This window comes from Levilactobacillus angrenensis (genome assembly GCF_003946085.1).
Lineage (GTDB): Bacteria > Bacillota > Bacilli > Lactobacillales > Lactobacillaceae > Levilactobacillus > Levilactobacillus angrenensis.
Map to the genome: position 1 here is coordinate 150,244 of NZ_RHOB01000003.1, position 24,042 is coordinate 174,285.

Consider the following 24,042-nt stretch of genomic DNA (forward strand, 5'->3'; position numbering starts at 1 on the left):
ATTTCCTCCTAAATTGTGTGTAGTCTTATTGGATTGTTGCTAAAACTTGACGAACCAATTCATCGACCAACTGTTGCTGGTTTGAACTCGACAACGTTGGTGCTGCTTGAGCAACGCTACTTGCTGCACCACGAATATCTTCAATCTCACGAACACCAACGGCCACGCGCTTCAGGTTCAGCAAGTTCAGTGGACTGATGTTGTCAGAACTAGCACTACCACCGATAGCGCCACAGCCTAAGGTCAAGGCTGGGTTCAGCCCAGTAGTAGCACCGATACCACCTAAGGAACCTGGTGTGTTGACCAGTACCCGGGAGGCAGGAACCATTGCAGCGTATTCGCAAACCAACTTGTGGTTTTCTGAATGAACGATGGCTGTGTGACCAGCCCCTTCATTCATCAATAACTTGTTAGTCAAGTCAGCGGCCGCTTGCATATCTTTCACTTCAAAGTAAGCCATGATTGGCGTTAGCTTTTCGCGAGAGAACGGATCGTTTTTCCCAACATTTTCTTCAGAATCCCGGGCAATCAGAACTCGCGTGTCACGTGGCACTTCAATTTTGGCTAAGTCAGCGATGACTTGAACGGACTTACCCACGATTTGTGGATTCATCGTACCGTCAGCCCGCAAGATAAAGTGAGAAACTCGTTCCCGTTCTTCATCATTTAAGAAGTAGCCGCCTTGTTTTTCCAGTTCCCGACGAACTTCATCTTTATTAGCATCTTCGACGATGACAGATTGTTCTGAGGCACAAATTGTCCCGTTATCAAACGTTTCTGAATCCATGATGCGCTTAACAGCTAACGCAGCATCCGCACTCTTTTCGATGAAGGCTGAACCGTTACCAGGACCTACCCCTAAGGCAGGTGTCCCTGAAGAGTAAGCCGCGTGAACCATGGCCGTCCCACCAGTGGCTAAGATCAACTTGGTCTCTTCGTTGTGCATCAGCTCGTCGGTACCTTCCAAGGTGGGTGCCGTCATACCAGAGATTAATCCGGCTGGTGCACCAGCTTGGTAAGCTGCTTCACTCGTCACCTTAATGGCTTCCAAAATACAATTTTTGGCGTTCGGGTGTGGTGAGAAGACGATGGCATTCCCTGCTTTAACCGCAATCAACGCCTTATAAAAGACTGAAGATGTTGGATTAGTCGATGGAATCAAGCCGGCGATAACGCCAACTGGCACAGCCATGTCAATGGTCTTGTGGTCTGAATCTTCTCCTAAGATACCAATCGTTTTCAAATCACGGTAACGATCATTAACGGTTTTAGAAGCAAATTCGTTCTTAATAACCTTATCTTGCCAAATCCCAAATCCAGTTTCTTCTTGGGCCATCTTCGCTAATCGCTCAGCGTTGGCAACCCCTGCGTCAGCAATCGCTTGGCAAATTTCGTTGACCTTTTCTTGGGAGAATTGGCTGAAAATCTTTTGGGCTTTCGTTGCTTGATGGAGCAACGTCCGCACCTCTTGAATTGATAGTAAATCTGCATCTGTTAGACTCAAGAATTATTCCTCCTTTGCAGATCGTCCAGGATTGCTTGAACTAATGTCCGCTTGTTCCCCATCTTGATCTGCTTCTTCGTTAGCGTTTGAATGTTCATTCGGTAGGCTTGCTTCCGTAAGTCCACGACGCGCATTTTCTCTAACGTTGTTCGATCAGTTGCCCAATCGCTTGGTAGCTTTGCGGTTGTCTCAGCCGGTGCAGCTGGTTGCTCAACCGGCTTTGCAGGCGTCTCAACTGATGGCTTAGGCGTTACCACGTCATCACTCGTAGCTGCGTCGTTATCTTCTGGTGCTTGTGGTTCATCCGACTCGTTTGGTGTCGGTTCTGGCGACGGTGGTTGGACCATCGTGTTTGTCTGACCATCCATCCGAGCAATAACATGCTCAGAGATGAGGCAGTCAAATTGTTCGATACTAGCAACGCCAGCATCAACACCAGCATTTACTGCCGCAACGTCTCCTGTAAGTAGGACCGTTACCAGACCACCCCGTGTAATTCTGAGGTCGCGCATTTCAACGTCAGCGGCCTTCAGCGCGGCATCGGCGGCAACGACAGCACCGAGAAAACCTTTAACTTCAATCATGCCTAGGCTTTCAACTGTCATTTTTGTTCACGTCCTTAGTCGACTAGCGGATTATTGGCAATTTCTTTTACTGCAGTGGCAAACGCATCACAGGCCGCCTTGCAAGCAGATTGGCTACCTGTCAACAGCGCACCACCAAAGTTGGTTTCCGAAGGCGGACCATAGAGGACACCCATCTGAACGTCAGCGGCTTTCATTGCTGCATCGACGCCGTAAATGGATTCCAGCGGCGGCGCAATCAGGTAGGCGATGGCGCCACCTTCAGTTGTGTTGGCCACCTTAGAAAGGTAGCTCCCCGTCCGTGAAATCGTGTGAGCGAAGTAAACGATACTATCATCGTCATTAGCACTAACGAAATGCGCTTCTTCTTCAATCACCCGTACACAGGCATCCAGTCCACTACGAACTTCAGCGGGACTAGGACCACCCAAGATACCAATAACTTCACCAGCTAATTTGGTTGACGCGTTGCCGGCACCAGCATACATACTCTTGCCGTAAACGACTTCAACGTCGGCGGTTTTTGTTGCTTCATCCAAGGCCACATAAGTCACATCATCACAATCAGAAGTGATCAATCCTAAACTCTTAATATCGCTCGGGAGATCTAAGGATTTGGCTAACTCACTGTCCACATTCGGAATAAGTCGCGTACTGAGGACATTGGCTTTAACTGCACTATCTTTCACTGTATAATTCCTCCTCTCGGATCTGAGCTGTAACTTTAGGCACCAGCGTTTTCAGCAGCCTTTAAGTCAATCCCAGACTTCTTCAAACGAACCATCTTGTCCAATAATTCAGCGATGTAAGCACCAGCTTCAACGGCTGGCATCCCACCATCATGAATGTTGGAAACAACGGTCCGGTTGGCTTCAGGCATCCCAATGGTTGGCTTGTAAGCGATGTAAGCACTCATAGATTTGGCAGTAACTAATCCTGGCCGTTCACCGACTAACATGCAGACAACATCAGCACCAGTAACTTCACCGATTTGGTCTTCTGCACCCACCCGGGCATACTTAACGAAGATGACGTCTTTGGTTTCAAAGCCTAAGCCGTAAACCTTCAACCCTTGTTGGATAGCTGGAATAATTTCTTTCACGTTAGCTTCAATTGCCGCGGAACTCAGCCCATCACCAACAACCATTTGAATCTTAGGATTAGGGGTGACGTTCTTCTTGATGGCAGCAACCGTTTCATCAGAGAATTTCCGTCCATAATCAGGCCGCGTCAGGAATTCATCTTTAGAGGTACAAGTCGTCTGAGTTTCAAAGAAGCCCATATCTTTTGGCAATTGAGGATCAACATCACTGAACACAGCATCTTGCGCAGCCGCGTGATCTGCCCGGAAGCGCAACACTGAAGCAGTCTTGTAACGGGTACCGACACGTCCCATTCCTAACCGTGCAGGCGTAAAGGATTTGATCTTCAAATAGCCTTCGCGATCATGGGGATCATCTTGTAAGAATTGCTTCTTCAAATCGATCTTGGTGATATCATCTAGCACGTCACCGGAAACAGTTGAATCGTTGGTAGCCGGCGTTGCAGCAGAACGCGTATCAGTAGTAGTCGTCGTTGCTGCAGCTTTCTTATCATCCGTCATATCTGCCAAGATATTTTCAATCATTGACTTTAAGTCTTTTTCATCCATGTCGTATCACTTCCTTTTATTTTAAGAAAATCGAAGCATCACCAGCGCGGGCAGTCAATTGACCATTTTCAACGATGCCCATCTTTTCCATCCATTCTTCAAATTCTTTAATTGGGTGGTAACCGAAGATGTCACGAATCGTGGCGGTTTCTTGGAATCCAGTTGATTGATAGTTCAACATAACGTCATCGGCATGTGGCACACCCATGATGTAGTTGCACCCCGCAGCGCCCAAGAGCACGGCTAAGTTTTCACCATCATTTTGGTCAGCCTTCATGTGGTTGGTGTAGCAGACATCACATCCCATGGAGATACCTTGCAACTTACCCATGAAGTGGTCTTCAAGACCGGCACGGATAACTTGCTTGGAGTTGTATAAGTATTCTGGTCCAATGAACCCAACCACAGTGTTGACGATGTATGGATCATATTTCTTAGCAAATCCGTAGCACCGAGCTTCCATAGTTAATTCATCAGCACCGAAGTTGGCATCAGCAGATAATTCTGAACCTTCACCAGTTTCAAAGTACATGATGTTAGGTCCAGCAGCTTGCCCTTGATGTAAGCCTAAGTCATAAGCCTCGCTTAACATATCAGCGTTAATCCCAAAGGCCGTGTTCCCTTTTTCAGAGCCGGCGATGGATTGGAAAATCAAACCAGCAGGTGCGCCACGACGAATGGCTTCCATTTGAGTCGTCACGTGGGCCAAGACAGAGCATTGGGTTGGCACATCCCATTGAGAACGGAATTCTTCGAACTTGTTCAAAATCTTGGAGACGCTGTCAACTGAGTCATCATTAGGGTTTAAACCGATAACGGCATCCCCAACACCCCAACTCAAACCTTCCATAACCCCAGCCATGATCCCATCAACGTTATCCGTTGGGTGGTTCGTTTGTAGCCGTGAGGAGAAGGTCCCTGGCCGACCAATCGTGGTATTAGCTGTCTTTTCAACATGAATCTTCTTAGCAGCAACCACCAAGTCCATGTTGGTCATCAACTTCGTCACGGCCGCAGCCATTTCGGAAGTCAAGCCACGCCGAACCCGCTTAATGTCGTGGTCAGTGGTGCTATCTGACAAGATCCATTCACGCAGATCTGAGACCGTCCAGTTCTTAATACTGTCAAAGATGCGCTTGTTAACACCGTCGATGATAATCCGGGTAACTTCATCATCCTCATAAGGCACTACTGGATTGTTGTAAATGTCATTCAAGGTCAATTGGGCCAAAACAACTTTCGCAGCCACCCGTTCTGTAGCATCACTAGCGGCAACTCCAGCAAGTTCGTCACCGGACTTTAATTCGTTGGCCTTGGCTAACACTTCTTTGACTGAGCCAAAGCTGTATAACTGATCAGATAATCTTGTTTGTAAAATCATTCTGCTGCCTCCTTTGCAAATTAATTGCGTTTAAGTTCTTAACCAAATACAAGCGTTTTCACAATGACCGGTAAGACTTCACCACCGGCGACTGGCTCACCCAGATCAATGTAATCGCCGTTTTCCACCTTGACACTATCGATACAAACGAACGGATAATGTTCAGGTAGCTTAGCGAAAAGACTGTGTCCCAGGGCCTTAGCCATATCTTCATGAACCATAATAATCAAGGGTTCATGCTTATCAATCAAGACCTGTGCGCCTTTGACGATTCCGGCGGCGTACCGCTGAATATCGCTGAAGGAAGGACTGTGCTTGCCAGTGAAAGCCAATGCAACGTTGGTTAGCTCGTTTTGCACCTTGTACCAGTTGATTTTTTCTTCAACTGTTTGCGCTAATTCATCCTCTGCTAAATTCTCATCACTCTTCGTAATTTTGAGAATTGGCAGATTCCGTAATGGTAAAATGCCATCGGTATAAGCAATCGTGCTCCCCGTCACATCTGTGGTGTGAGAACCAGCGCCGACCACTGTCGCCCGAATCGTTTCGACTGATGGGTAGATGGTCTTGTCCTTAAAGATTCGCGAATGTCGGACGCCATATCCCAGCAATAGGCCAATATCACCATAACGTAAGACATCAGCTGGCAATTCTTCATTCAGACAATCGGCCACCCCGCCAGAGAAAGTCACACCGTCAATCTTGTGTTCTGGATGCAACGCGTGATTGGTAATAAACAAATCAAAGTATGGGCTCTTCTCACCCACCCCAATGCTGTTTTCCAGGACGTTGACCAACACATCAATAATTGGCTGTAACTGCTGCGTAGTAATCGTCATCCCCTCATGAATGCTGAGGTTGAGCTTTTCAATCAACTGCTTAACTTTAGGTGAAATATACGTGATCTCTTTGGTACTAGGGGTAATCTTAATCAAACGACCCCCGATATCGAAACAAGCTGTATCAAGGATATCCTCATCACTGAACAGCCCCAGGTTACTGGTCCCGCCACCGATGTCCATATTGACAACATTACGGCGACGTTTCGTTGCGGTGACATTGGTACCAGCACCCTTTCCGGCAATGATACTTTCAAGATCCGGTCCGGCCGTTGCCACCACGAAGTCACCCGCATAACCACTCAAAGCCTGCGTAACAGCGCTTGCATTTTCCTTTCGCGCCGTTTCGCCAGTGATGATTACGGCACCCATTTGAATATCACTCTTGTTAATGCCTGCAGCCCGGTATTGATCCGCCACGAATTTGGTAATCGCATCTGCATCAATCTCGTTCTGTGAAGCTAGTGGTGTAAAAATGATGTCGCTTTGAAAGATGACCTCTTTTTTTGAAATGTTGATTCGTGGAACTGAGAACGCCGCGGCAAAGTTCTTCACGGTCAAGCGTGATAAGATCAATTGCGTAGTCGATGTTCCCAAGTCAATCCCGACACTCAAAATTTGATCATCTTGCATATATCCTCCCTCCTTTCCAAAAAAATGGGGCTTAAGGTCAAGCCATTTTTACTCGCGCAAAAGCCACTGCTTCCACGAAGAAAAATAGTTTGATCTTAAGCCCCATTGCTTTAGCACAACATCAGCGTTGTGTTTTTTGATCAAATGAGAAACACACATCGGTACCTTTTTGTGCCGACGATTCAATTTTCAAGCGGCCCAACAATTTATCCTTCACATAGCTTCGAATAATTGTCAGACCCAAGCTACCTGCCCGAGTTTGGTCGAGGTCAAACCCCACACCGTCATCCGTGACTCGTAGCGTAATAATTTCTTGATTAGTGGTCCCCACGATTGCCACGTGACCGCATTTAACGCAGCCCTCTGGATAAGCGTGAGAAATCACGTTTTGCAATAACTCATTGATAATAATGGAAATCGTCACAATCTGTTCACTATCCACAGTAATTTGTGGGTCAATTTTCAACTTCACATCCAACTGTTGATTTTCATCGCTCAGCTGCTTGAAGTGCGTGACCAGTAAGTGCAACGCTGATTGTAAGCTGGTATGATCATCCAACTGCTTAGACATCAGCTCATAAGTTGACGAGATTGCCATGATTCGGCTGATGCTTTCGCTAAGTGCCTTCTTGGCCTCATCCCCCTGCAACCGGCGTTGTTGAATCCGGAGCAATGAGATAACTGACTGTAGGTTATTCTTAACGCGATGGTTGACCTCGCGAATCGCCACGGACTTAGAAATGATTTCGGCTTCTTTAGCCTTGACGTCCGTTTTGTCTTGAATCAATACCACCAGCTGCTGGTTACTTTCATTCCAGAATTTACGCTCAGTGAAAAAGTAACTTAAGTAATTGAAACTGTAGGTTAACGGTTGGCCTGAATCACCAACTTGTTGTAATTGCTCACGTACTGTAGCGAACCGTGACCCATCCAAAGATAAGTTTTCGTAATCCAGCCCAATAATGCTACCGATATACCCGACTTTCTTATACAAGGCCATTGCCGTGTGATTAGCTAAAACTAATCGGCCAGTGTGATCAAACCCCAGAATAGCATCGGCTAGTTGATCTGTGATTGTCGCATCCAATCGCCCGAACATCTTGATTGCCGCAGACACATCTGAATACCGTGACTGCGTGTCTTCGCTTTGGAAGTTATCCAACACATCGTGCGACGCATCCGACTCAACGATTGTCACACCAATCGTCCGATCCTCATTTAAAATTGGATAGATCCGTTGGCGAATCAAGCGCTGTTCTTGCGTTTCCGCTAGCAAATCAACGGATGACAACTGGGTCTCTAACGTATGAAACACCCCTGGCTCGTTGGTCCGTAAGGCTTCCTTACCAGTCACCTTACGATGATACAGCGACGGAACATCAACTGGCAACTTGTGATAGATCACAACCGCTTGATTGTTATACTCGTTGCGGACATCAATGAATACATCTGAATTACGATAGGCCGCCGTTCGTTCAATTACCCGAGTCTGGTCTAACAAGACGTCAATATCCGCTTGATCTAAGCTCGTATATTGTTGACACAACTCTTCGAATTCACTCATTAGGCATCCATCACAATCAATTCAGCAATTTCATTCATCGACTGCCGCTTACTCATACTTAAATTACGAAGCATCTTGTAAGCCGCATCCTCAGTCAAATTGTTCTGTTCCATCAAAATCCCTTTAGCCCGTTCAATCACTTTCCGTTGGGCTAACTTGGTATCCAGATCATCAACCTTTTGTGCCAATTGCTGATCACGTTTACCACTCGCCAGCCCTACTTGTATAGTTGTGAGCAATGATCGTTCTGAAAGGGGTTTCACTAAATAGCCAACCGCACCAATTCTACTAGCCGTATCCGTATCCTCTTCATCACTGTAGGCGGATAAGTAGACGATCGACCGGGTCAAATGATCTGCTAAAATCTTCTTACCAGCTTTCAGGCCATCCAGGATAGGCATCCGGATATCCATAATCACCAGATCAGGCTTTTCTTTCTGACAAACGTCAATAGCCTCGAAACCATCGCTGCCTTCACCGACAACTTGGTACCCTGCTTGCTCAACAATGTCTCGAATGTCCATTCTGGTTAATGGTTCGTCATCCACAATTACAATACGTTCCTTCATGATAATCGCTCCTCATCGTTATAATCACAGTTACAGCAATTATTAGCCATACTATACTCGTCATGATTAACAATTAAGCTGAATATTTTTCAAGATAGATCCCTGGTGGTAGTATTATAAGGTGAGTATCATGAGGGTGTCAATGCTAGGAAAAACTGTCTTCGAGAATCCGCTTAACATCAGCTGCTTCAGGAACCCGTGGATTAGCTGACGTCGTACGGTCTTTCAATGCTGCCACTGAAATCTCGTCTTCAGTTGTGTGAAAAAGCTCTGAATCTAAGCCGTATTCTTGGAAAGTTGCCGGCATCTTCAGACGTTTACGCAACTGAATGATGGTGTTGATCAAACTACGAACTGCAATCTTCGGATTAGCCACGTGAATGCCAATCAACCGTGCTAAGTTAGCATATTTAACAGCAGCTTGATTTGGCTTCTCCATAATGCCTGAATCCATCTCTGCGTTGTAAGCAATGATGTGTGGCATCAGGATGGTGTTCAACCGACCATGTGGAATGTGGTACTGTGCACCAGCAGCATGGGCGATACCGTGGTTCAAGCCTAAATTAACCATGTTGAAGGCCATCCCCGCGATGCAGGATGCGTCATGCATTTTTTGCCGAGCTTCCATGTCCGAACCGTCCTTGCTGACGCGTTCCAGATAAGTGAAGACCATTTGGAATCCCTTTTCAGCCAATGCATCTGAGAAGTCATTCGCATTGATTGAGACATAGGCTTCCAAGCAATGGGTCAGCACGTCCATCCCGGTATCAACGGTAATGTTCTGTGGTGCTGAGGCCACTAGTTCAGCGTCTAATAACGCTACCTTTGGTAAAATATCATCGGTTACCAGTGGGTACTTGATGCCCTTATCAGCATTGGTAATGACTGCAAAGTTCGTGACCTCTGAGCCAGTTCCACTGGTTGTGGGAATCGCAATCAAATCTAAGTCCGTTTCACCCTTCGTCATTCTCTTCAGGATGAATTTCATGGCCTTAGTCGCATCGATTGCGGAACCACCACCAACAGCAACCAATAACGTTGCCTTAAACTTTTGTAGGGCTTCAATCCCAGTGACAATCTTAGTTACGGGTGGGTCGGGTTGAATGTCTGAGAAGACTTCCAGTTCATTTTTACTTTCCAAATGGACCGTAATCTTATCTAAACTTCCTGACTTCACCATAAACGGGTCAGTTACCACAAAGATCCGTTGTCCACTGATATCTTCAAGGCCCTTCAGCGAGCCATCACCAGTCCAGATCTGAGTTTTAAACTGTATTTTCTCCAAACTCCCAACCTCCTTTACAACAGATACTTGTAAATAAAAACGAAAAAGGTGCTTAAGGATACCCCAAATAAGGAGTGTCCTTAAGCACCATTGCTTTTTTATGTACGCCATTGTACGAACTTTTCAATTTTATTTACACGCTTAATATAGCGCTTACATGCTCGATTGTCAACAAAATTCCGAAAAAAAAGACCGCAATAAAAATTGCAGTCTCCCGTAGACGCCATTGTCTACGTCCAGAAAAGCACGCCATTGTGCCTGTAATTGAACTTAAAAACATTCCACCCATTCCTCGGGATGAAATGTCACACAAGTAACCTAATAGAAAGATCTGACTAATAGCAGGAGCACCCTGCTAATCACAGTGGCGGGACCGTACCGGATTTACACCGATTTCCATCTAATTAAGTACTTCTTGTCAATTGGTAACTTCAGAATACCACATCTAGTAAATTTTTACCACTATTTCATTTAGTGAAAAACTTCTTTGCCGTGTTCGTAGAAGACTTCTGGCGTTCCCGTGCGGTAATTAATTACCCGGGCCAACGCATAGAAATAGTCTGACAGACGGTTCACAAAAACCAATAATTCTGGCGGTAACGTCGTCGACCAAGCAAGGGTCACGATTTGCCGTTCAGCACGGCGCGTCACCGTCCGGCAAATCTGAAACAGTGCTGAAGCCTTACTGCCCCCTGGTAAAATAAAGCGGGAAATCTCTGGCGGCTCATCTTGGTAAACGTCAATCCGATGTTCAATCCACTCAACATATTGTGGGTCAAAGCGCATGTTATCCCAATTTAATTTGGGATTAGCAAAATCAGTTCCCAAGTCAAATAGACAATGTTGGAGTCGCGTTAATTCAGATTTCAAAGCCGTTTCTTTATCGTCCAACTCCGCAATCGCCAATCCTAAGTACGTATTCAACTCATCAATTGTGCCATAAGCCCAGACACGGTCCGAGTCCTTACTAACCTTGGCGCCATCAACCAACCGGGTCATCCCCTTGTCGCCGACACCTGTGTATAATTGCATGCTGATTCCTCCTTTACAAAAAAGAAAAGCACCAAATAAACCACTCGTCGCTGAGTGACTTATTTGGCGCCTTTGCCAAGTTCTCACAAATAGTATAGCGCTTACATCAAGTGAATACAACAGGAAGTTACCTGCTGTGTGCCCCGATCAATACCCTTCAGTCGTAAAGTACCAATGCACCTTATCGCCATCCTTAACAGCCTTCTTGTTAGCCGCCTGGTCGATAAATTTGCCATTGACCCGGTACTTCCAGCCGCTACCGACTTTGACATCGTTTTGGGCGAGACCGTTGACGCTGCTGACATAGACGACCACACCTTGTTGGGCTTGGATCTTGAGCTTAGAAGATTGAAGCACCGTGAACGCGTTAGACTTACTGGTCAGCTTGACCTTGCCGTCGAAGAACGTCTTCTTGTAGCCGCTGACCACCAAGTGGGCCTCTGGCGTTGACTTGGTCTTCTTGGCGGCTGGTTTCGCCGCCGTGGCAGTGTGACGCGTCGTCTTACGGGCCTTGGTCGCTGACTTCTTAGTCGCGTGCTGACTTGGCGTTGCGACACTAGCCGCCGTTGCCGCATGACTACTCGTGGCCGCTTCGTGTTTTGTAGCCGCCGTTGATGACGAGGTTGACTTCGCCTTGGTTGCCGTCTTTTTCGTCGACGCCTTATGGTGTTTCTTCTTGGCTACCGAGCTACTCGTCGCACTGGCTGCGGACGATGACGATGATGACGAACTCGTCGCCACCGCCGCCGTATCCGGCTCAGCCGCCTGCGTTTGGCGACTCTGTTGAAACGCCAGCGCACCACCGATGATTAAAATCGTGGCGACGACCGCCGCAATGATCCACCTGGTCTTCTTCATGCCAACTACCCCTTAACTCTATGATTGATTATTTGAACGCGTAAACTAACTTCTTGCTGTAGTTGCCATTGTGGTAGGCACTAGCAGCAACACTAACTTGACCATAAGCCAAGACCATGCTGTAAGCATCCTTGATGGAGCCATCCGCTTTAACGTAGCTGAACATCGCCTTCAATGGCGTTGCCGTTTGGCTCTTCTTGATAGCCTTCTTGTTGACGAACTTGTAAGACGTCTTGGTCGTAGCTAAGGCTAAGATCCCTTCGGCCGTGGAGTTGGCGTTTGGATTTTCCTTGCCATTGTAAGTGTAACCAAAAGCCCCACTCTTATAGATGTTCTTCTTCAAGTAGTTGCGACCAGCCACTTCGGCCTTCTTGACCGTCTTGTTCTTACTCTTGCTCATCATCATGGCATTGACCGCCGTTGCCGTGGTATCACTGTCTACGCTGGCAGCCGTGTTGTTATATGCCCAGCCATTGTTAGATTGTTTGTTCTTAGCAATCTTTAAGCTCAGTGAGTTCTTGGAGAACTTCGCCTTGCTAGGCTTCTTAAAGTTCTTGTTGGAAGAAACGGCAACCAAGGCTTGGCTTTGAACGTTGACCGTTTGCTTAGCCATGGATTGCTTGTACAATTTGTTGACCAAGTTCATGTTCTTCTTAGCGCCGGCTGGCTTGTACTTAGTCGGGTTAACGCCAATTGCTTGCAGCCCAATGATTGCCGTAGCCAAAGTAGCGGGATCACTCTTACTGTTAATGATCAAATTCTTTTTGACCAGCTTCTTATTGGCCTTGCTGAACTTGTAGCCTTGCTTCTTCAAGCCCAACAGAAAGTCTGCGTAACCTGAAGCGGCCCCAGTCGTCTTGTAAGCGGACTTGCTAAAGATCTTTGCTGTGCCGTTAACACCATCTTTATTTTGTTTCATCATTTTCTTTGCGTATGTATAAAGCGCCTTTTGCTTGCTCTTTTGTGATTTCTTGGAAGCAACCTTGACGCTAGCGGCGTTGACATCCATGACTGGGACAACGGCCCCTAAAGCCATAACGGCGGTTAATGAAGCTGCGATTAACTTATTGTTCAACATGAAAAATATCCCCTTTTACAATATATTGTATTTCGTAATCAAACGGTCCATGAGCTTACGCCACGGATGGTACAGGAGTAACACACTAATGGCATTGGTTGCGGCGTGGAGTGCGTCAAACATCAGACTGGCCGCAAACGACAGGAAGAAACTGGCCGGACGTAACGGCCGCACGTACGCCAACGCGTACCACAGATCCATGATCCAGCCGAACCAAAAGCCCCAGATGGCGCCCCAGACGACCATGATCCAGACGTTATTTTTCAACGACGTCCGGCCCAACAAGCCGGTGGTCAGGCCCATCAGGCCCCAGGCCAACATTTGCCATGGCGTCCACGGTCCTTGTCCCAAGAACAGGTTAGAGACCAACGCCATCATGGACCCGGAAACGAAGCCGAGTTCCGGTCCCAGGCTGACGGCACTGACGATCACCACGAAACTGGTCAACTGCACGTTGGGAATCGCCGCGAGCGGTACCCGGCCGATGACGCCCAGCGCCACGATGACCGCCAAAAATACCAGCAGGCGCGTGCCCATTTGCCGCTTCTCAAAGTGCCAGTAAGCCGGCAACAAGCTACAAGCCAAGCAGGCAAAGCTGAAGATGATAAAGTGATGGCCCTTCACCAACAACATGCCGCTCAGCACCACCAGCATCAATACTACCGGCACGACGAGGTTCCAACTATTTTTCCACCAACCACGCTGTTCGATAATTCTCACCTCCTTAAATGGTTTTGCGGGTCACGTCTTGGCTAAACAACGCCGTCGGAACTTGCTGGCGCACCAGCCGGTTGACCGCCGTCGTTGACAAGAAGTTCTCCGTGAAGAACTGACGCGTCGGTTGCGGCTGGTTGAGCCGACCGTCGAACATGAAGGTGCAAGCGTCGGCAAACTCAGCGCAAAAGTCCATGTCGTGACTCGCCATGATGATGGTCAATCCCGCAGCGTGGGCCCGCTGCAAGACGCGCCCCACCAGCAGTTTGGTTGCCGGATCCAATCCCTTGGTCGGTTCATCTAGCAACAAGACTTCCGGCTGCGTGATCAGCGCCAAGGCCATCCCCAGCAACTGTTGCTGACCGCCACTGAGGTCAAAGGCATTTTGCTCAGCGACCGCCGTCAGTTGAAAGGTCGTGAGCAAGTCGGTCACCCGCTCAGCTGACGCATCCCCCGCCAACCGGGCCTGCGCCGTGAGCTCCTCGGTCACCGTATCACCACTGAATTGCTCCGTGGGATTTTGGGACAGGAAACTCAGACGCTGCAGGCGGTCGCCATTTTTCATCTTCCACACCACGTGTTGGTCGAGCTTGACCTTACCGTGCTGCGGTTTCCGCAAGCCGGCCAGCACACTGAGGAGCGTGGATTTACCGGAGCCGTTCTTGCCGATGATGGCTAGCCAACTGCCCGGGTCAACGTTGAGGTCGACCTGATGCAATATGTCGCCGGTCGTTGGGTAACGCAGCGAAACGCCAGCGGCCGTCAAACTGAAGTCACTGGGCGGCGTGCTATGACGCGATGGTTGCGCCGACACCGCGGTAAACTGCCACCCGTGTTGGGCAATCACCCGGCGGCCCGTCGTCACCGTTAGCGGCAACTCGCTGACCGGCAACTGCTGATCCAAGAAGAACGCCGGTACCGCTGGCACAAACGGCCGCAATGCCGCATCCGCCTGCATCCGCACCAAGCCTGCCGATACAGGGCCATCGTAGGTCAGGTGACCGTGTTCCAATAGGACCATCCGGTTCGCCAACGCCAACACGCGGCTCAACCGGTGCTCCGTCAACACGATGGTGATGGCCAACTCGTCATGCACCTGCTGTAAAATATTGAGAAAATTTTGGGCGGTGGTTGGGTCCAACTGGGCGGTCGGTTCATCCAACAAGATGACTTGCGGCTTGAGGGCCAGCACCGACGCTAAGTTGACCAGCTGCAGTTGGCCCCCGGACAAGTCTTCGATGGGCAAATGGAGCAGTTGATTCAACCCCAAGAAATTAGCGACCTCAGCGATGCGGCCATTCATCGCCGCGGCGGAGTAGCCTAAATTTTCTAAGGGAAACGCCAGCTCCTCAATCACCGTCGCCATGATGGGCTGGACTTGCGGGTCTTGCGCCACGTAACCCAACTGTTGGGCACTGACGTCACTGGTCAAATCCGCGACCGGCGTGCCTTGATAGGTCACCTGCCCCTGTTGGGTGCCCGCTGGCTTCAATTCTTTTTTCAATTGTTTGAGCAACGTGGTCTTGCCACTGCCCGTCGCCCCCACGATCGTGACAAAATCTCCCGCGTGGATCTGCAGGGAAATGTCCGTCAACGTCGGGGTGGTCTGACCGGCATAGGTAAACGTCAGGTGCTCACTTTTGATCAATTCTCGCATACGCGGTACCCCACCTCACCCATCAACGGTAAACTTGTAAATAAAATCACACTGACGGCCAACCACCCATCGCTGCCATTAATCAGGGTGAACTGGGTGATATCCCCCGTCCAGCCCCAGCCAAACGTGCGCAGGCCAATGACTAACCCGAACATGACCAAACTCACCAGACCAAAGGCACCATCCATTGCCTGCCACCGGTACGTTTGGTAGTGGCTTCGTTTTTTACTGCCAAAGCCACGCGCCTCCATCAACACGGCCGTTTCCATAGCCGAAGAGACCGAATCGATCAGGAGGATGCGTAAGAGACGTCCGGTCTTTTGCAACCGCAGTCGCCAGGACCCTTCACTGACCACGACTCCCCGGGTCTTTTGTAACATGACTAGCCGGCGAAATTTCTGCGTAAACAGATTGACCATCCGCAACGAAATCGTCAGTAACATGGCCAACCGCGGGACTACTGGAAACAGCAGGTAGCTGAGCTTGGGCGTCGTAATCACGCCATTGAACAGCACGAACGCGAGGATCATGCCTCCCAGTGACAGCGCCATGGTCAGCCCGTAGAGGACCGCCGTCTGAGTCACGCGAAACGTCAAGCTGCCTAGGTGGCCGACCCACAAGGCGTGAGCCCCGGTCTGATTCAACACCACATTGAACAGCCAGATCAGGACCATCAGTGAACCGACACCCTTGAGCGTACTCAGCACCTTTTGGCGGTTGAAGTACCAACTGCACAGGCCGCTTAGCCCGGCGAAGAGCGCCAGCGTCAACAGCAAGTGGTTGAAAATCAGCAGTAATGTGAAGAGCTCAACAAAATAACCTGCCGCCACTAAGGGGTGGACTCGGCTAAAAAATGTCAATTCATCAAAGATCCCGACCCGCATGGTCTCCATCCACCCGCTTTCTTGAAACCGTTTTCCAGGTTTCTATCTTATCATTTTTAACTGCGGAAGGTCCACAATATCTTGTTAAGATTATCCTTTTTTGTACTACCAATGGTGTTTTTTTGCGTTTTTAAGGAATTCTTGTCGGTACGGGTAGAAATTATACCAGTTTGCTTATCTATTTTGCTAGCCCACAATTAAAAAGATGGGGGCTTGACGGGAACAACGCCGCTTAATGACTGGATTACAGCCAGTTTTCAATCTTTTTCACAATTTGCCGACAGGTTATTATCTCTTGGTCAACGTTGGCCTTGCAATTTCTTAAAAAACGTTGTACTGTGTATGTACACGATAAAGAAAGGACGATACCTATGGCTCATCACTTTACCACCACCTGCGCTTACTTCACGGCAGCGCGCTACATGCGCAGCGTCGAGCAGTTGGCTGACCGAATTTATGCGCCGACCGGGATGAAACCGGCTTATGCCTACATCATGTTGGCCCTAGAAGATCAGCATCCCCAAACCATCAAGACACTAAGCACCCAGCTGGGGTATGAGCGTTCCAGCATTTCACGGATGGTCAAAACGCTGGCCAATCGCCAGTTAGTCACGCTCACGGCGCAGGGACGGGCCACCAGCATTGATCTGACCGCCACTAGTGCCGACTTTCTGCGCACGGCCAACGACTGCCTCGCCACTTTTAGCGCCGCCACTGACCACGTACTGGGTGACACCAAGGCCCCGATGACGGCTCTATTGACGAAAAACAATCAAAAATTACGGGAGGATACCTTATGATCAGCTACCACACACTTAACGTTAATGACTTAGAGATTTTTTACCGCGAGGCCGGCAATCCTAGTCTACCGACCATGCTCTTATTTCACGGCTTCCCTTCAGCCAGCCACATGTTCCGCGACTTGATGCCGGCCTTGGCCGACCACTTCCACGTGATTGCGCCGGACTACCCTGGCTTCGGCCAATCTAGTGCACCCGACCACACGCAGTTTGCCTACACCTTTGACCACCTCAGTGACATCATGACGGCTTTTTGGCAAGCGCTTGACTTGGGACCCGCCTACATTTATGTCTTTGACTACGGCGCGCCAATCGGCTTTCGCATCGCCGCCGCCCACCCCGACTGGATTCGCGGTATCGTCAGTCAAAACGGCAACGTTTACCAGGCGGGCTTGGGCGCAAAATGGGCCGACCGCCAAGATTTCTGGGACCACCCGACCCCGGCTAAGCGTGACCGCTACCGGACAGCCTTTGCCCCCGCGACGATTCGGGGCCAATACCTCACGGGAACCGCGCCACACACGGTCAGTCCCGACGGTTACACGTTGGACATCGCCTACACCCAAACGCCCGGCTACGCGGAACGGCAACTGGATTTGATTTTCGATTATCAAAATAATATTAAGCAGTATCCCCAATTTCAAGCCTACCTTCGGCAACACCAGCCAAAGTTATTGGCGGTCTGGGGCAAGAATGACCCCTCCTTCATTTATCCCGGTGCCGAGGCCTTCAAGCAAGACGACCCCAACACCGAAGTCGACCTGCTCGACAGCGGCCACTTCGCCTTAGAGACTCACGCCAGCACGATTGCGCAGTTGATTATTCGGTATTTTGGGTAAATTAAACCCTAAAGAAAGTAGCATTAACGCGGTAGTGGTAGTTCCCGGAACGACAGTGTTCTGTTCGGTCTGCCCACAGCGCTCTAACCCAGATTTTGCGGACGGTAGGAACTATGAAGCTGTAAACGACTAATTTTTAAATCATGCGTCGCGTGGTGACAATGTTTCTAGCCAATGCTCATCTTTCAACCTCTAGTAAATTTAAAAATGCACCGGTAACCCGTCGTCAAATAGACGCGCGTTACCGGTGTATTTTCGCTTATTTTTTGCAATGACGTGCCCGCAAACCGTAAAAATTTCTTAAGACGGTTGCCCAGGAGGTCACAAACAGCGATTGAATTTCGTTTGTAAGAGTAGACACCGCATTTAGCTCAACTGACCCTGACCTGCCACGGAGCGATGTTTGGTAATAAAGTCCAACAGCCGAAACGTTAACGATTCCGTTTCGACCGATTCCGGGTAGGCGAGGATCTGCTGTGGTGTTTGGCCCAGGACGGACCCGGTCGCGTAGTCACCATCGTTGACCACCATTTCCCGCACGTTATTCGGTAACGGTTCCAGGTGAAATTGTAGGCCGATGACGTTGTCGCCGAGCAAGAAACCTTGATTACGCAGATGCGCGCTGGAGAAGAGCAACTGGGCTGATGCTGGCAGGTCAAACATTTCCTCGTGCCAGTGGAGCACAGTCACTTCGGCAGGGACGCCCGGAATCGCAGTACTTTGCCGCGTGACCGGTGCCCAGCCCACTTCCTTGGCCGGCGCCGTATGCACAGCTCCGCCCAGTTGTTTGACAATCTGCTGTGCCCCGAAACAAACGCCGAAGATGGGCTTGTGCGCGGTTAAGAGCTGTTGAATCAGCTGCCGTTCCGCTTTGATCCACGGCAATTCATCATTGGGACTCATCGGCCCACCCAAAATCACCAACATATCCGTCTGGTCCGCGGTCGGTAGTTGACCGAACTCGGCGGGATGGTAAATGTAAAGTTCATGCCGATTGGCGTTGGCCCAACTCTGAATAGCGCCAGGACCTTCGTCAGGCGTCTGTTGTAACACGTTCACCCGCACGTTTGATTCCTCCCTAATTCACAATTCAATAACACAGTTCATACTGGCCGCCTACCGTTCGCCAAATATGGGATTGGGTCGCTGTGGGCGGACGGGACGAGCCAAGGAGCGGTCTCGCCACCTCGCTTTGAGCCGAAATTCACGTCTCAAAGACGCCAGTTGCCTAAGCGGCATGAACCCGCGCCGCTAAGGCAACTCCCACGACTGAACCCATATTTGGCGAACTAACGGCTACAAGAGTCGTTTCTCCGTGAAACAACTCTAACCCTTGGTGGCAGTTAAGTGCCCTTCAAATTAGGGTTAACACATGATCTCAGATGAATACCAATCCCTGATCGACGCAGTCTCCGATTTCACTAATTTCAGTTGACAGAGTACTATCACTTTGAAGATTCAATGAACCATGTTATTTCCAACCGCCACTAGTAGTAGACTTCCCCGCTGAAATGCTTGGTACCACGCTGCTTAGCGACTTGTTTGCTCTGGTAATAGTGCGCGGCCGTCCAAACACCGGCACCGCCAGCTTGGCTCAAAACCTGGACCCGTTTGCCGTGCACCGTTTTGGTCATGACCCGGTAAAAATCACCGTCGCCCATGCCCTGATTCCAGCCCCGAATGTTGAGCCACTGACTGCGGTGAGCTCGCACCGACGTGGCCGCACTCCAGGTAACGTGGCGCCGAAACTTGGTCGTCGTCAACTTGTGCGCGTGGATGTGGGCCAAGTATTTCACCGCCGGTTGGTGCCGCTCATAATAAGTTCGCCCGGCAATCTTTCGTTTGCTAAAAGTCAGCGTCGATAGCTGGCCATTGGCGTAATGATACCAGGTGTGACGGTAACGTTTAGGCAGCGTCTTCAGCGTGGTTTTCGCCTTCGCTTGTGCCGTAGTTGGTGTCAGCAATTGGCCGGAACCCACCGTGGCCACGGTGGCCAGTACGGCCAGTCCCATTAACATTTTTTTCATGTGTGAATCCTCCCCGATTCCAAACGGGTCCAGCCCATTTGTTACCTCCAATTATACACTTGGTCGGCGGGAGAAAGTGTTACAGATTCACAACCAAAGATTGAAAGTGGCATTAACGTGGCAATTTCCGAAATGACAGTATCCTGTTCACTAAAACTAGTGAAACCAGGGCCTGCGTCAGCCAGAGATTCCGCCTGCTATGGGGAACACCTCCAGTCTGTGGAACGGTCTTCCGGTTCGACACAGCTGGCTCCACCTCTGGCTGCCTCCGGCGGGGTTGGCGATTATCAGCAAGATGGTGTTTTAAAGAATAGGTGTTAAATCAACTGCTAACTGGGGCTAAGTCAACCGTTACTAGCACGCACACTTGTAGCCGAGAGTCCGCCAACTATGGGTTCAGCCGTGGGAGTTATCTTAGCGGCGCGGTTCATGCCGCTTAGATAACTGGCGTCTTTGAGACGCGACCTTCGGCTCAAAGCGAGGCCGAGACCGTTTCTCAGGCTCGGTCCGGTCCGCCCACCGCGTTCCAACCCATAGTTGGCGGACGGTAGGCGGCCAGTACACACTACGAAGCTGTAAACGACTAATCTTTATGCCATGAGTTGCGTGATGCCGATACTTCTAGCTAATTTTCATCTTTCAACCTTTAGTTCACAACCAATCTGGTCATCAACGCGGCTGTTCCGTATCGCTGTAATACTCGGGCGTTGGCGCTTCTACGGGATGTTGGGCCAGCCAAGCCACGATTTGGCGACCAAGTTCCTCGCCCATCGGTGCCGACGCCGCGATTTGGGCCTTGGTAATCTGGTTGACGTGAATCCCGGCCGTCACGGTACAGCTGCCTGGTAAGACTGGCTGCACCACGCGGGCCACCCGTTCGCCCACAAAATTATCTTTGTGAAAACGACCGTCATGACTGGGGTATTTGATGGTTTGCAGCGGGGTGTCCTTGGTCAGCGTGGTCACATCGCCAATGTGGGGATTGCTGCCGCCGGTCACCACGATCAGCAGGTCTCGGCCGATCACCGTCAAGTCGGCGGTAATCGTATAATTTTCCTGTGTTACCCGAAATTGTGGCATGCTTAATCCCCCTCCCAACGTTTGGCTTGCGGCACCGCAATCCCAAAGGCATCTAGCACCTTCATCGTTTGGTGGTCGACCAGGTCCTGAATGGTTTGCGGATGATTGTAAAAGGCAGGAATCGGCGGAATGATTTGGGCGCCCAGCTTGGCCAATTTGGTCAGGTTTTCCAAATGAATCACGCTCAGCGGCGTCTCTCGGGGGACGATGACCAATTTGCGTTGCTCCTTGATGGTCACGTCAGCGGCCCGAGCAACCAAATTTTCGCCGAAGCCGTAAGCGATGCTGGCCACCGTTTTCATGCTGGCCGGCACGATGACCATCCCGTCATTGAGAAATGACCCACTGGCAATCGCGGCACCCTGGTCGCGGTCGCTGTAGACCACGTCGGCTAGCTCCTTGATATCCGCCAACGTGGCATCCGTTTCCAATGCCAAATTCTGCTTGGCCCAGGCACTCATGACCAGATGGGTCTCCACGTCGGGCATAGCTTTGAGCTTACGCAATAAATCAATCGCGTAAATCGTTCCGGAAGCCCCGGTCACGCCAATCACAATCTTCTTCATTTTCTACCAGTCCTTTACTGCAAATACTTCTGCCAATCCGGCACGTCCATGAACTTGGCCCGCACGAACTGGTCTTTCATATCAAACGGCACGGTGCCGTCGATCACCAATTTGGACGACATCCCCCGGGTCCGAATCGACTTAGGGTCGTAGGCTGGCCGCTCGGACGGATCCAGCGGATGGTTGCGCATCCCCGGCAGCACCAGCAAGTCTTGGTCCGCCTGAAAGCGCGTGTTCACGGTCCACATCACATCGTTCATATCAAAAATATCAACGTCTTCATCGACTAAAATGACCGTCTTCAATTCCTTGAAGGCCGAAAACGCTAGGAGCGCTGCTTGGCGTTGAATTCCTTCGTCGGCCGCATCTTCCTTGTGAATCTGCATGATGGTCATCAATTTACCACCACCTGCTGGCGGATTGTACACGTTCAACACCTTTCCCGGAATCGCCCGGTTGGTCAGCTCTAAAATACTGGCTTCCGTGGGGATACCGGCCATACTGACGTGCTCTTCGGAAGGGCCGATGACACTTTGCATGATGGGCTGCTCCCGATGGGTGACCGCCGTGACCTTGATGACCTGAAGCGCCGGATTGGCGTCACCATCGTACCCCGGAAACTCCGGCATTGCCTTGCCCGTGTGGGTGTTGATATCTTCTTGAATCCGCTCGTTAGGCATGATATAGCCTTCCAACGTGAACTCGGAGCGCGCAATGGCGTTTTCATCGACCGTCAAGGCGGGCGTCAATCCCACGGCCTCTTGGCGAATCGCCCCGGCAACGCCCAGTTCGTTGTATCCCAGCGGCGTGGTTGGTGGCTCGAACGTACAGCCAATGGTAATGGCGGGGTCCAGTCCAATGTTGATGGTCACTGGCATCGGCTCATTGGCGGCCTCGTATTCCTTGGCAAATGCCCCAATGTGGCGGCCGCCCGGCATGATGTAAATGCCCAGCTTGTCCTTATCTTCCAGCACCATCCGGTGAATCGTCACGTCACTCATGGTCTTGGCCTTGTTCGAACCCAGGACGACCCCCACCGTGATGTACGGTCCCGCGTCTTCTGGCGTGTTGGTCGGGGCCGCCACTAATTTACGAATATCAAAATCCGAATCAGTCGCCCGGTGCACGACCTCGTGGGCCGGTGCGTCGTCGACCATGACTGGGGGCACGGGATGGTCCACCGCGTCATTTAAAAATTGGCCCAGCGTGTGGGCGTCGTGGTGAAACATCAGCCCCACGCGTTGGCGACTCGCCATCAAGCCCGTTAAAACTCGGGTGCCGGCAAAGCCCTTGACGTGGTTAAACATCATCGCGGGACCTGCTTGTGTCGGCCGTTCCACGGTCCCCCCGGCACCGATGTAGCGGTAGACCCCCGAAAGTTCTGCGTTAGGGTCCACGGCCACGTCGGTTGCGTGATACTGGCCAGGATGGGTCTTGAGTTCTGCTAATACTTTGCGTAAGTCATACGGTTCGTTCGTCATATCATGACCTCCTTGATTTCATCTACAAGGTCTAGCTTAGGCGGCAAACGACTTGCAAACAACTCGCGTTTCGACTAACGTTATGCCTAACAGGAATAACGGCTGATTGCAGAAAGGACCTGCCCATGACTATCGATGATCTCTATAGTTTTATCACCCTTTATCAAGTTCGTAATATCTCAGATGCCGCGGTTGAGCTGAATCTCACCCAATCGGCATTGTCGAAACGGCTCAAGTCGCTCCAGGCTGAGTTGAACAGCACGTTGATCTCAACGCGCAATAAACGTCAGCTGACCATCACCGAGAGTGGCGAGGTCTTCTTCCGTTACGCGCAGACCATTACCGCACAGTACCAGCTGATGACCACCGAACTGGCGGAATACCGCGATCTCAAACGCGGGACCATCCACGTCGGCACCGTTCCCGTCATGGCCCAGTACGGCTTGGCCACGCAAATGAGCCACTTCATGCAGACGTATCCGCAGCTCAATATTCGCCTCGAAGAACTAGAAGGTGCTGACCTCTTACGCAAATTACAGCAGCAGGCACTTGACCTTGGCATCTTGCGCGACGTCCAAAGCCAACAGCTCAACGCGTCTCAATTTGCGACCGTCAACTTGACCGACGACACCCTGGTCACGGTGTTGGCCGCGAACCATCCCCTCGCCGCCAAACGCCACGTGACCATGACCGACCTGCTCCCCTACGAGGTGGTCAGCCTGAATCCCGGGTCCGGCGTCTACGAAAAGATGGGCGACCGCTACCAACAGGCCGGCTTCACCCCGAATATTCGCTTCACCACCCCGCACATCGAAACACTGCTGGCGATGATCAAGGGGACCACGCGCGTGACTTACTTATTTGCCAAATCGGCGGCACCCTTTCTGACAGCGGATTTTGTGACCCGCCCCTTCGACCAGCCCTTGGTCAGTCACCTCCAACTAGTCTACCCGCGGGGAACGCTATCAGCCGCGACGCAACGCTTCATCCAAGCGCTGACCCAGGAGGACTGACCC

General features: G+C 50.4%; 23 protein-coding genes and 1 riboswitch. Of the genes, 3 read left to right on the forward strand and 20 right to left on the reverse strand.

What is annotated here, in order from left to right; translation table 11 throughout:
- Window positions 1-25: 25 nt before the first annotated feature.
- From EKM83_RS02645 to EKM83_RS02715, 15 genes are all read right to left on the reverse strand, one after another.
- Window positions 26-1,504: an acetaldehyde dehydrogenase (acetylating) gene (locus tag EKM83_RS02645; protein ID WP_125575094.1), complete on the reverse strand. Its 1,479-nt coding sequence runs from the start codon at window positions 1,502-1,504 to the stop codon at window positions 26-28.
- Window positions 1,501-2,109, reverse strand: coding sequence for a BMC domain-containing protein (locus EKM83_RS02650; RefSeq protein WP_125575095.1), 609 nt, complete (start codon window positions 2,107-2,109; stop codon window positions 1,501-1,503). Before EKM83_RS02650 ends, EKM83_RS02645 begins: the two co-directional genes overlap by 4 nt.
- A 14-nt stretch (window positions 2,110-2,123) precedes the next feature.
- The gene (gene eutL, locus EKM83_RS02655; RefSeq protein WP_125575096.1) at window positions 2,124-2,777 is read right to left on the reverse strand and encodes an ethanolamine utilization microcompartment protein EutL; all 654 of its coding nucleotides are present in this window, start codon (window positions 2,775-2,777) and stop codon (window positions 2,124-2,126) included.
- Window positions 2,778-2,812: 35 nt separating this feature from the next.
- A complete protein-coding gene (gene eutC / locus EKM83_RS02660) occupies window positions 2,813-3,739 on the reverse strand; it encodes an ethanolamine ammonia-lyase subunit EutC (RefSeq protein WP_125575097.1) in 927 nt (308 codons plus the stop codon).
- A 16-nt stretch (window positions 3,740-3,755) separates the two neighbouring features.
- On the reverse strand, window positions 3,756-5,120 hold the full coding sequence (locus EKM83_RS02665; protein WP_125575098.1) for an ethanolamine ammonia-lyase subunit EutB: 1,365 nt from the start codon (window positions 5,118-5,120) through the stop codon (window positions 3,756-3,758).
- A gap of 38 nt (window positions 5,121-5,158) precedes the next feature.
- Window positions 5,159-6,592 carry an ethanolamine ammonia-lyase reactivating factor EutA gene (eutA, locus tag EKM83_RS02670; protein WP_125575099.1) on the reverse strand — a complete coding sequence of 478 codons (1,434 nt, stop codon included), beginning with the start codon at window positions 6,590-6,592 and terminating at the stop codon, window positions 5,159-5,161.
- Between the two features lie 121 nt (window positions 6,593-6,713).
- On the reverse strand, window positions 6,714-8,156 hold the full coding sequence (locus EKM83_RS02675; protein ID WP_125575100.1) for a sensor histidine kinase: 1,443 nt from the start codon (window positions 8,154-8,156) through the stop codon (window positions 6,714-6,716).
- Window positions 8,156-8,725, reverse strand: a complete 570-nt coding sequence (locus EKM83_RS02680) for an ANTAR domain-containing response regulator (RefSeq protein WP_125575101.1) — start codon at window positions 8,723-8,725, stop codon at window positions 8,156-8,158. Before EKM83_RS02680 ends, EKM83_RS02675 begins: the two co-directional genes overlap by 1 nt.
- Window positions 8,726-8,870: 145 nt before the next feature.
- Window positions 8,871-10,010, reverse strand: coding sequence for a 1-propanol dehydrogenase PduQ (locus EKM83_RS02685; protein ID WP_125575102.1), 1,140 nt, complete (start codon window positions 10,008-10,010; stop codon window positions 8,871-8,873).
- A gap of 272 nt (window positions 10,011-10,282) precedes the next feature.
- Window positions 10,283-10,434: riboswitch (adenosylcobalamin (AdoCbl) riboswitch) on the reverse strand.
- A 47-nt stretch (window positions 10,435-10,481) separates the two neighbouring features.
- A complete protein-coding gene (locus EKM83_RS02690; protein WP_125575103.1) occupies window positions 10,482-11,042 on the reverse strand; it encodes a cob(I)yrinic acid a,c-diamide adenosyltransferase in 561 nt (186 codons plus the stop codon).
- Window positions 11,043-11,189: 147 nt separating this feature from the next.
- Window positions 11,190-11,900 (reverse strand): DUF4430 domain-containing protein, encoded by a 711-nt coding sequence (locus EKM83_RS02695; RefSeq protein WP_125575104.1) that lies wholly within the window; start codon window positions 11,898-11,900, stop codon window positions 11,190-11,192.
- Window positions 11,901-11,928: 28 nt separating this feature from the next.
- Complete coding sequence (locus EKM83_RS02700; RefSeq protein WP_125575105.1) at window positions 11,929-12,978, reverse strand: prenyltransferase/squalene oxidase repeat-containing protein; 1,050 nt, start codon at window positions 12,976-12,978, stop codon at window positions 11,929-11,931.
- 15 nt (window positions 12,979-12,993) lie between these two features.
- The gene (locus EKM83_RS02705) at window positions 12,994-13,632 is read right to left on the reverse strand and encodes an ECF transporter S component (RefSeq protein WP_125575131.1); all 639 of its coding nucleotides are present in this window, start codon (window positions 13,630-13,632) and stop codon (window positions 12,994-12,996) included.
- A gap of 70 nt (window positions 13,633-13,702) precedes the next feature.
- Complete coding sequence (locus tag EKM83_RS02710) at window positions 13,703-15,349, reverse strand: ABC transporter ATP-binding protein (RefSeq protein ID WP_125575106.1); 1,647 nt, start codon at window positions 15,347-15,349, stop codon at window positions 13,703-13,705.
- Window positions 15,337-16,242 carry an energy-coupling factor transporter transmembrane component T gene (locus tag EKM83_RS02715; protein WP_225418606.1) on the reverse strand — a complete coding sequence of 302 codons (906 nt, stop codon included), beginning with the start codon at window positions 16,240-16,242 and terminating at the stop codon, window positions 15,337-15,339. Before EKM83_RS02715 ends, EKM83_RS02710 begins: the two co-directional genes overlap by 13 nt.
- Before the next feature lie 362 nt (window positions 16,243-16,604).
- Here EKM83_RS02715 and EKM83_RS02720 point away from each other — a divergent pair, with 362 nt between their 5' ends.
- Entirely contained in the window at window positions 16,605-17,033 is a 429-nt protein-coding gene (locus tag EKM83_RS02720) for a MarR family winged helix-turn-helix transcriptional regulator (RefSeq protein ID WP_125575107.1), read from the forward strand.
- On the forward strand, window positions 17,030-17,872 hold the full coding sequence (locus tag EKM83_RS02725; RefSeq protein ID WP_125575108.1) for an alpha/beta fold hydrolase: 843 nt from the start codon (window positions 17,030-17,032) through the stop codon (window positions 17,870-17,872). The genes EKM83_RS02720 and EKM83_RS02725 overlap by 4 nt, the downstream gene beginning before the upstream one ends.
- 366 nt (window positions 17,873-18,238) lie before the next feature.
- On the opposite strand, the gene EKM83_RS02730 is transcribed toward EKM83_RS02725, so the two are convergent.
- The 5 genes from EKM83_RS02730 to EKM83_RS02750 form a co-directional block, all read right to left on the reverse strand.
- Window positions 18,239-18,937: a type 1 glutamine amidotransferase gene (locus EKM83_RS02730; RefSeq protein ID WP_125575109.1), complete on the reverse strand. Its 699-nt coding sequence runs from the start codon at window positions 18,935-18,937 to the stop codon at window positions 18,239-18,241.
- A 422-nt stretch (window positions 18,938-19,359) separates the two neighbouring features.
- Window positions 19,360-19,899: a hypothetical protein gene (locus tag EKM83_RS02735; RefSeq protein WP_125575110.1), complete on the reverse strand. Its 540-nt coding sequence runs from the start codon at window positions 19,897-19,899 to the stop codon at window positions 19,360-19,362.
- Window positions 19,900-20,568: 669 nt separating this feature from the next.
- Window positions 20,569-20,979: a prenylated flavin chaperone LpdD gene (gene lpdD / locus EKM83_RS02740; protein WP_125575111.1), complete on the reverse strand. Its 411-nt coding sequence runs from the start codon at window positions 20,977-20,979 to the stop codon at window positions 20,569-20,571.
- Window positions 20,980-20,981: 2 nt separating this feature from the next.
- Entirely contained in the window at window positions 20,982-21,545 is a 564-nt protein-coding gene (locus EKM83_RS02745; protein ID WP_125575112.1) for a UbiX family flavin prenyltransferase, read from the reverse strand.
- A gap of 14 nt (window positions 21,546-21,559) precedes the next feature.
- On the reverse strand, window positions 21,560-23,026 hold the full coding sequence (locus tag EKM83_RS02750; protein WP_125575113.1) for a UbiD family decarboxylase: 1,467 nt from the start codon (window positions 23,024-23,026) through the stop codon (window positions 21,560-21,562).
- A 125-nt stretch (window positions 23,027-23,151) separates the two neighbouring features.
- On the opposite strand from EKM83_RS02750, the gene EKM83_RS02755 reads away from it, so the two are divergent.
- Window positions 23,152-24,039: a LysR family transcriptional regulator gene (locus EKM83_RS02755; RefSeq protein ID WP_125575114.1), complete on the forward strand. Its 888-nt coding sequence runs from the start codon at window positions 23,152-23,154 to the stop codon at window positions 24,037-24,039.
- Window positions 24,040-24,042: the final 3 nt, after the last annotated feature.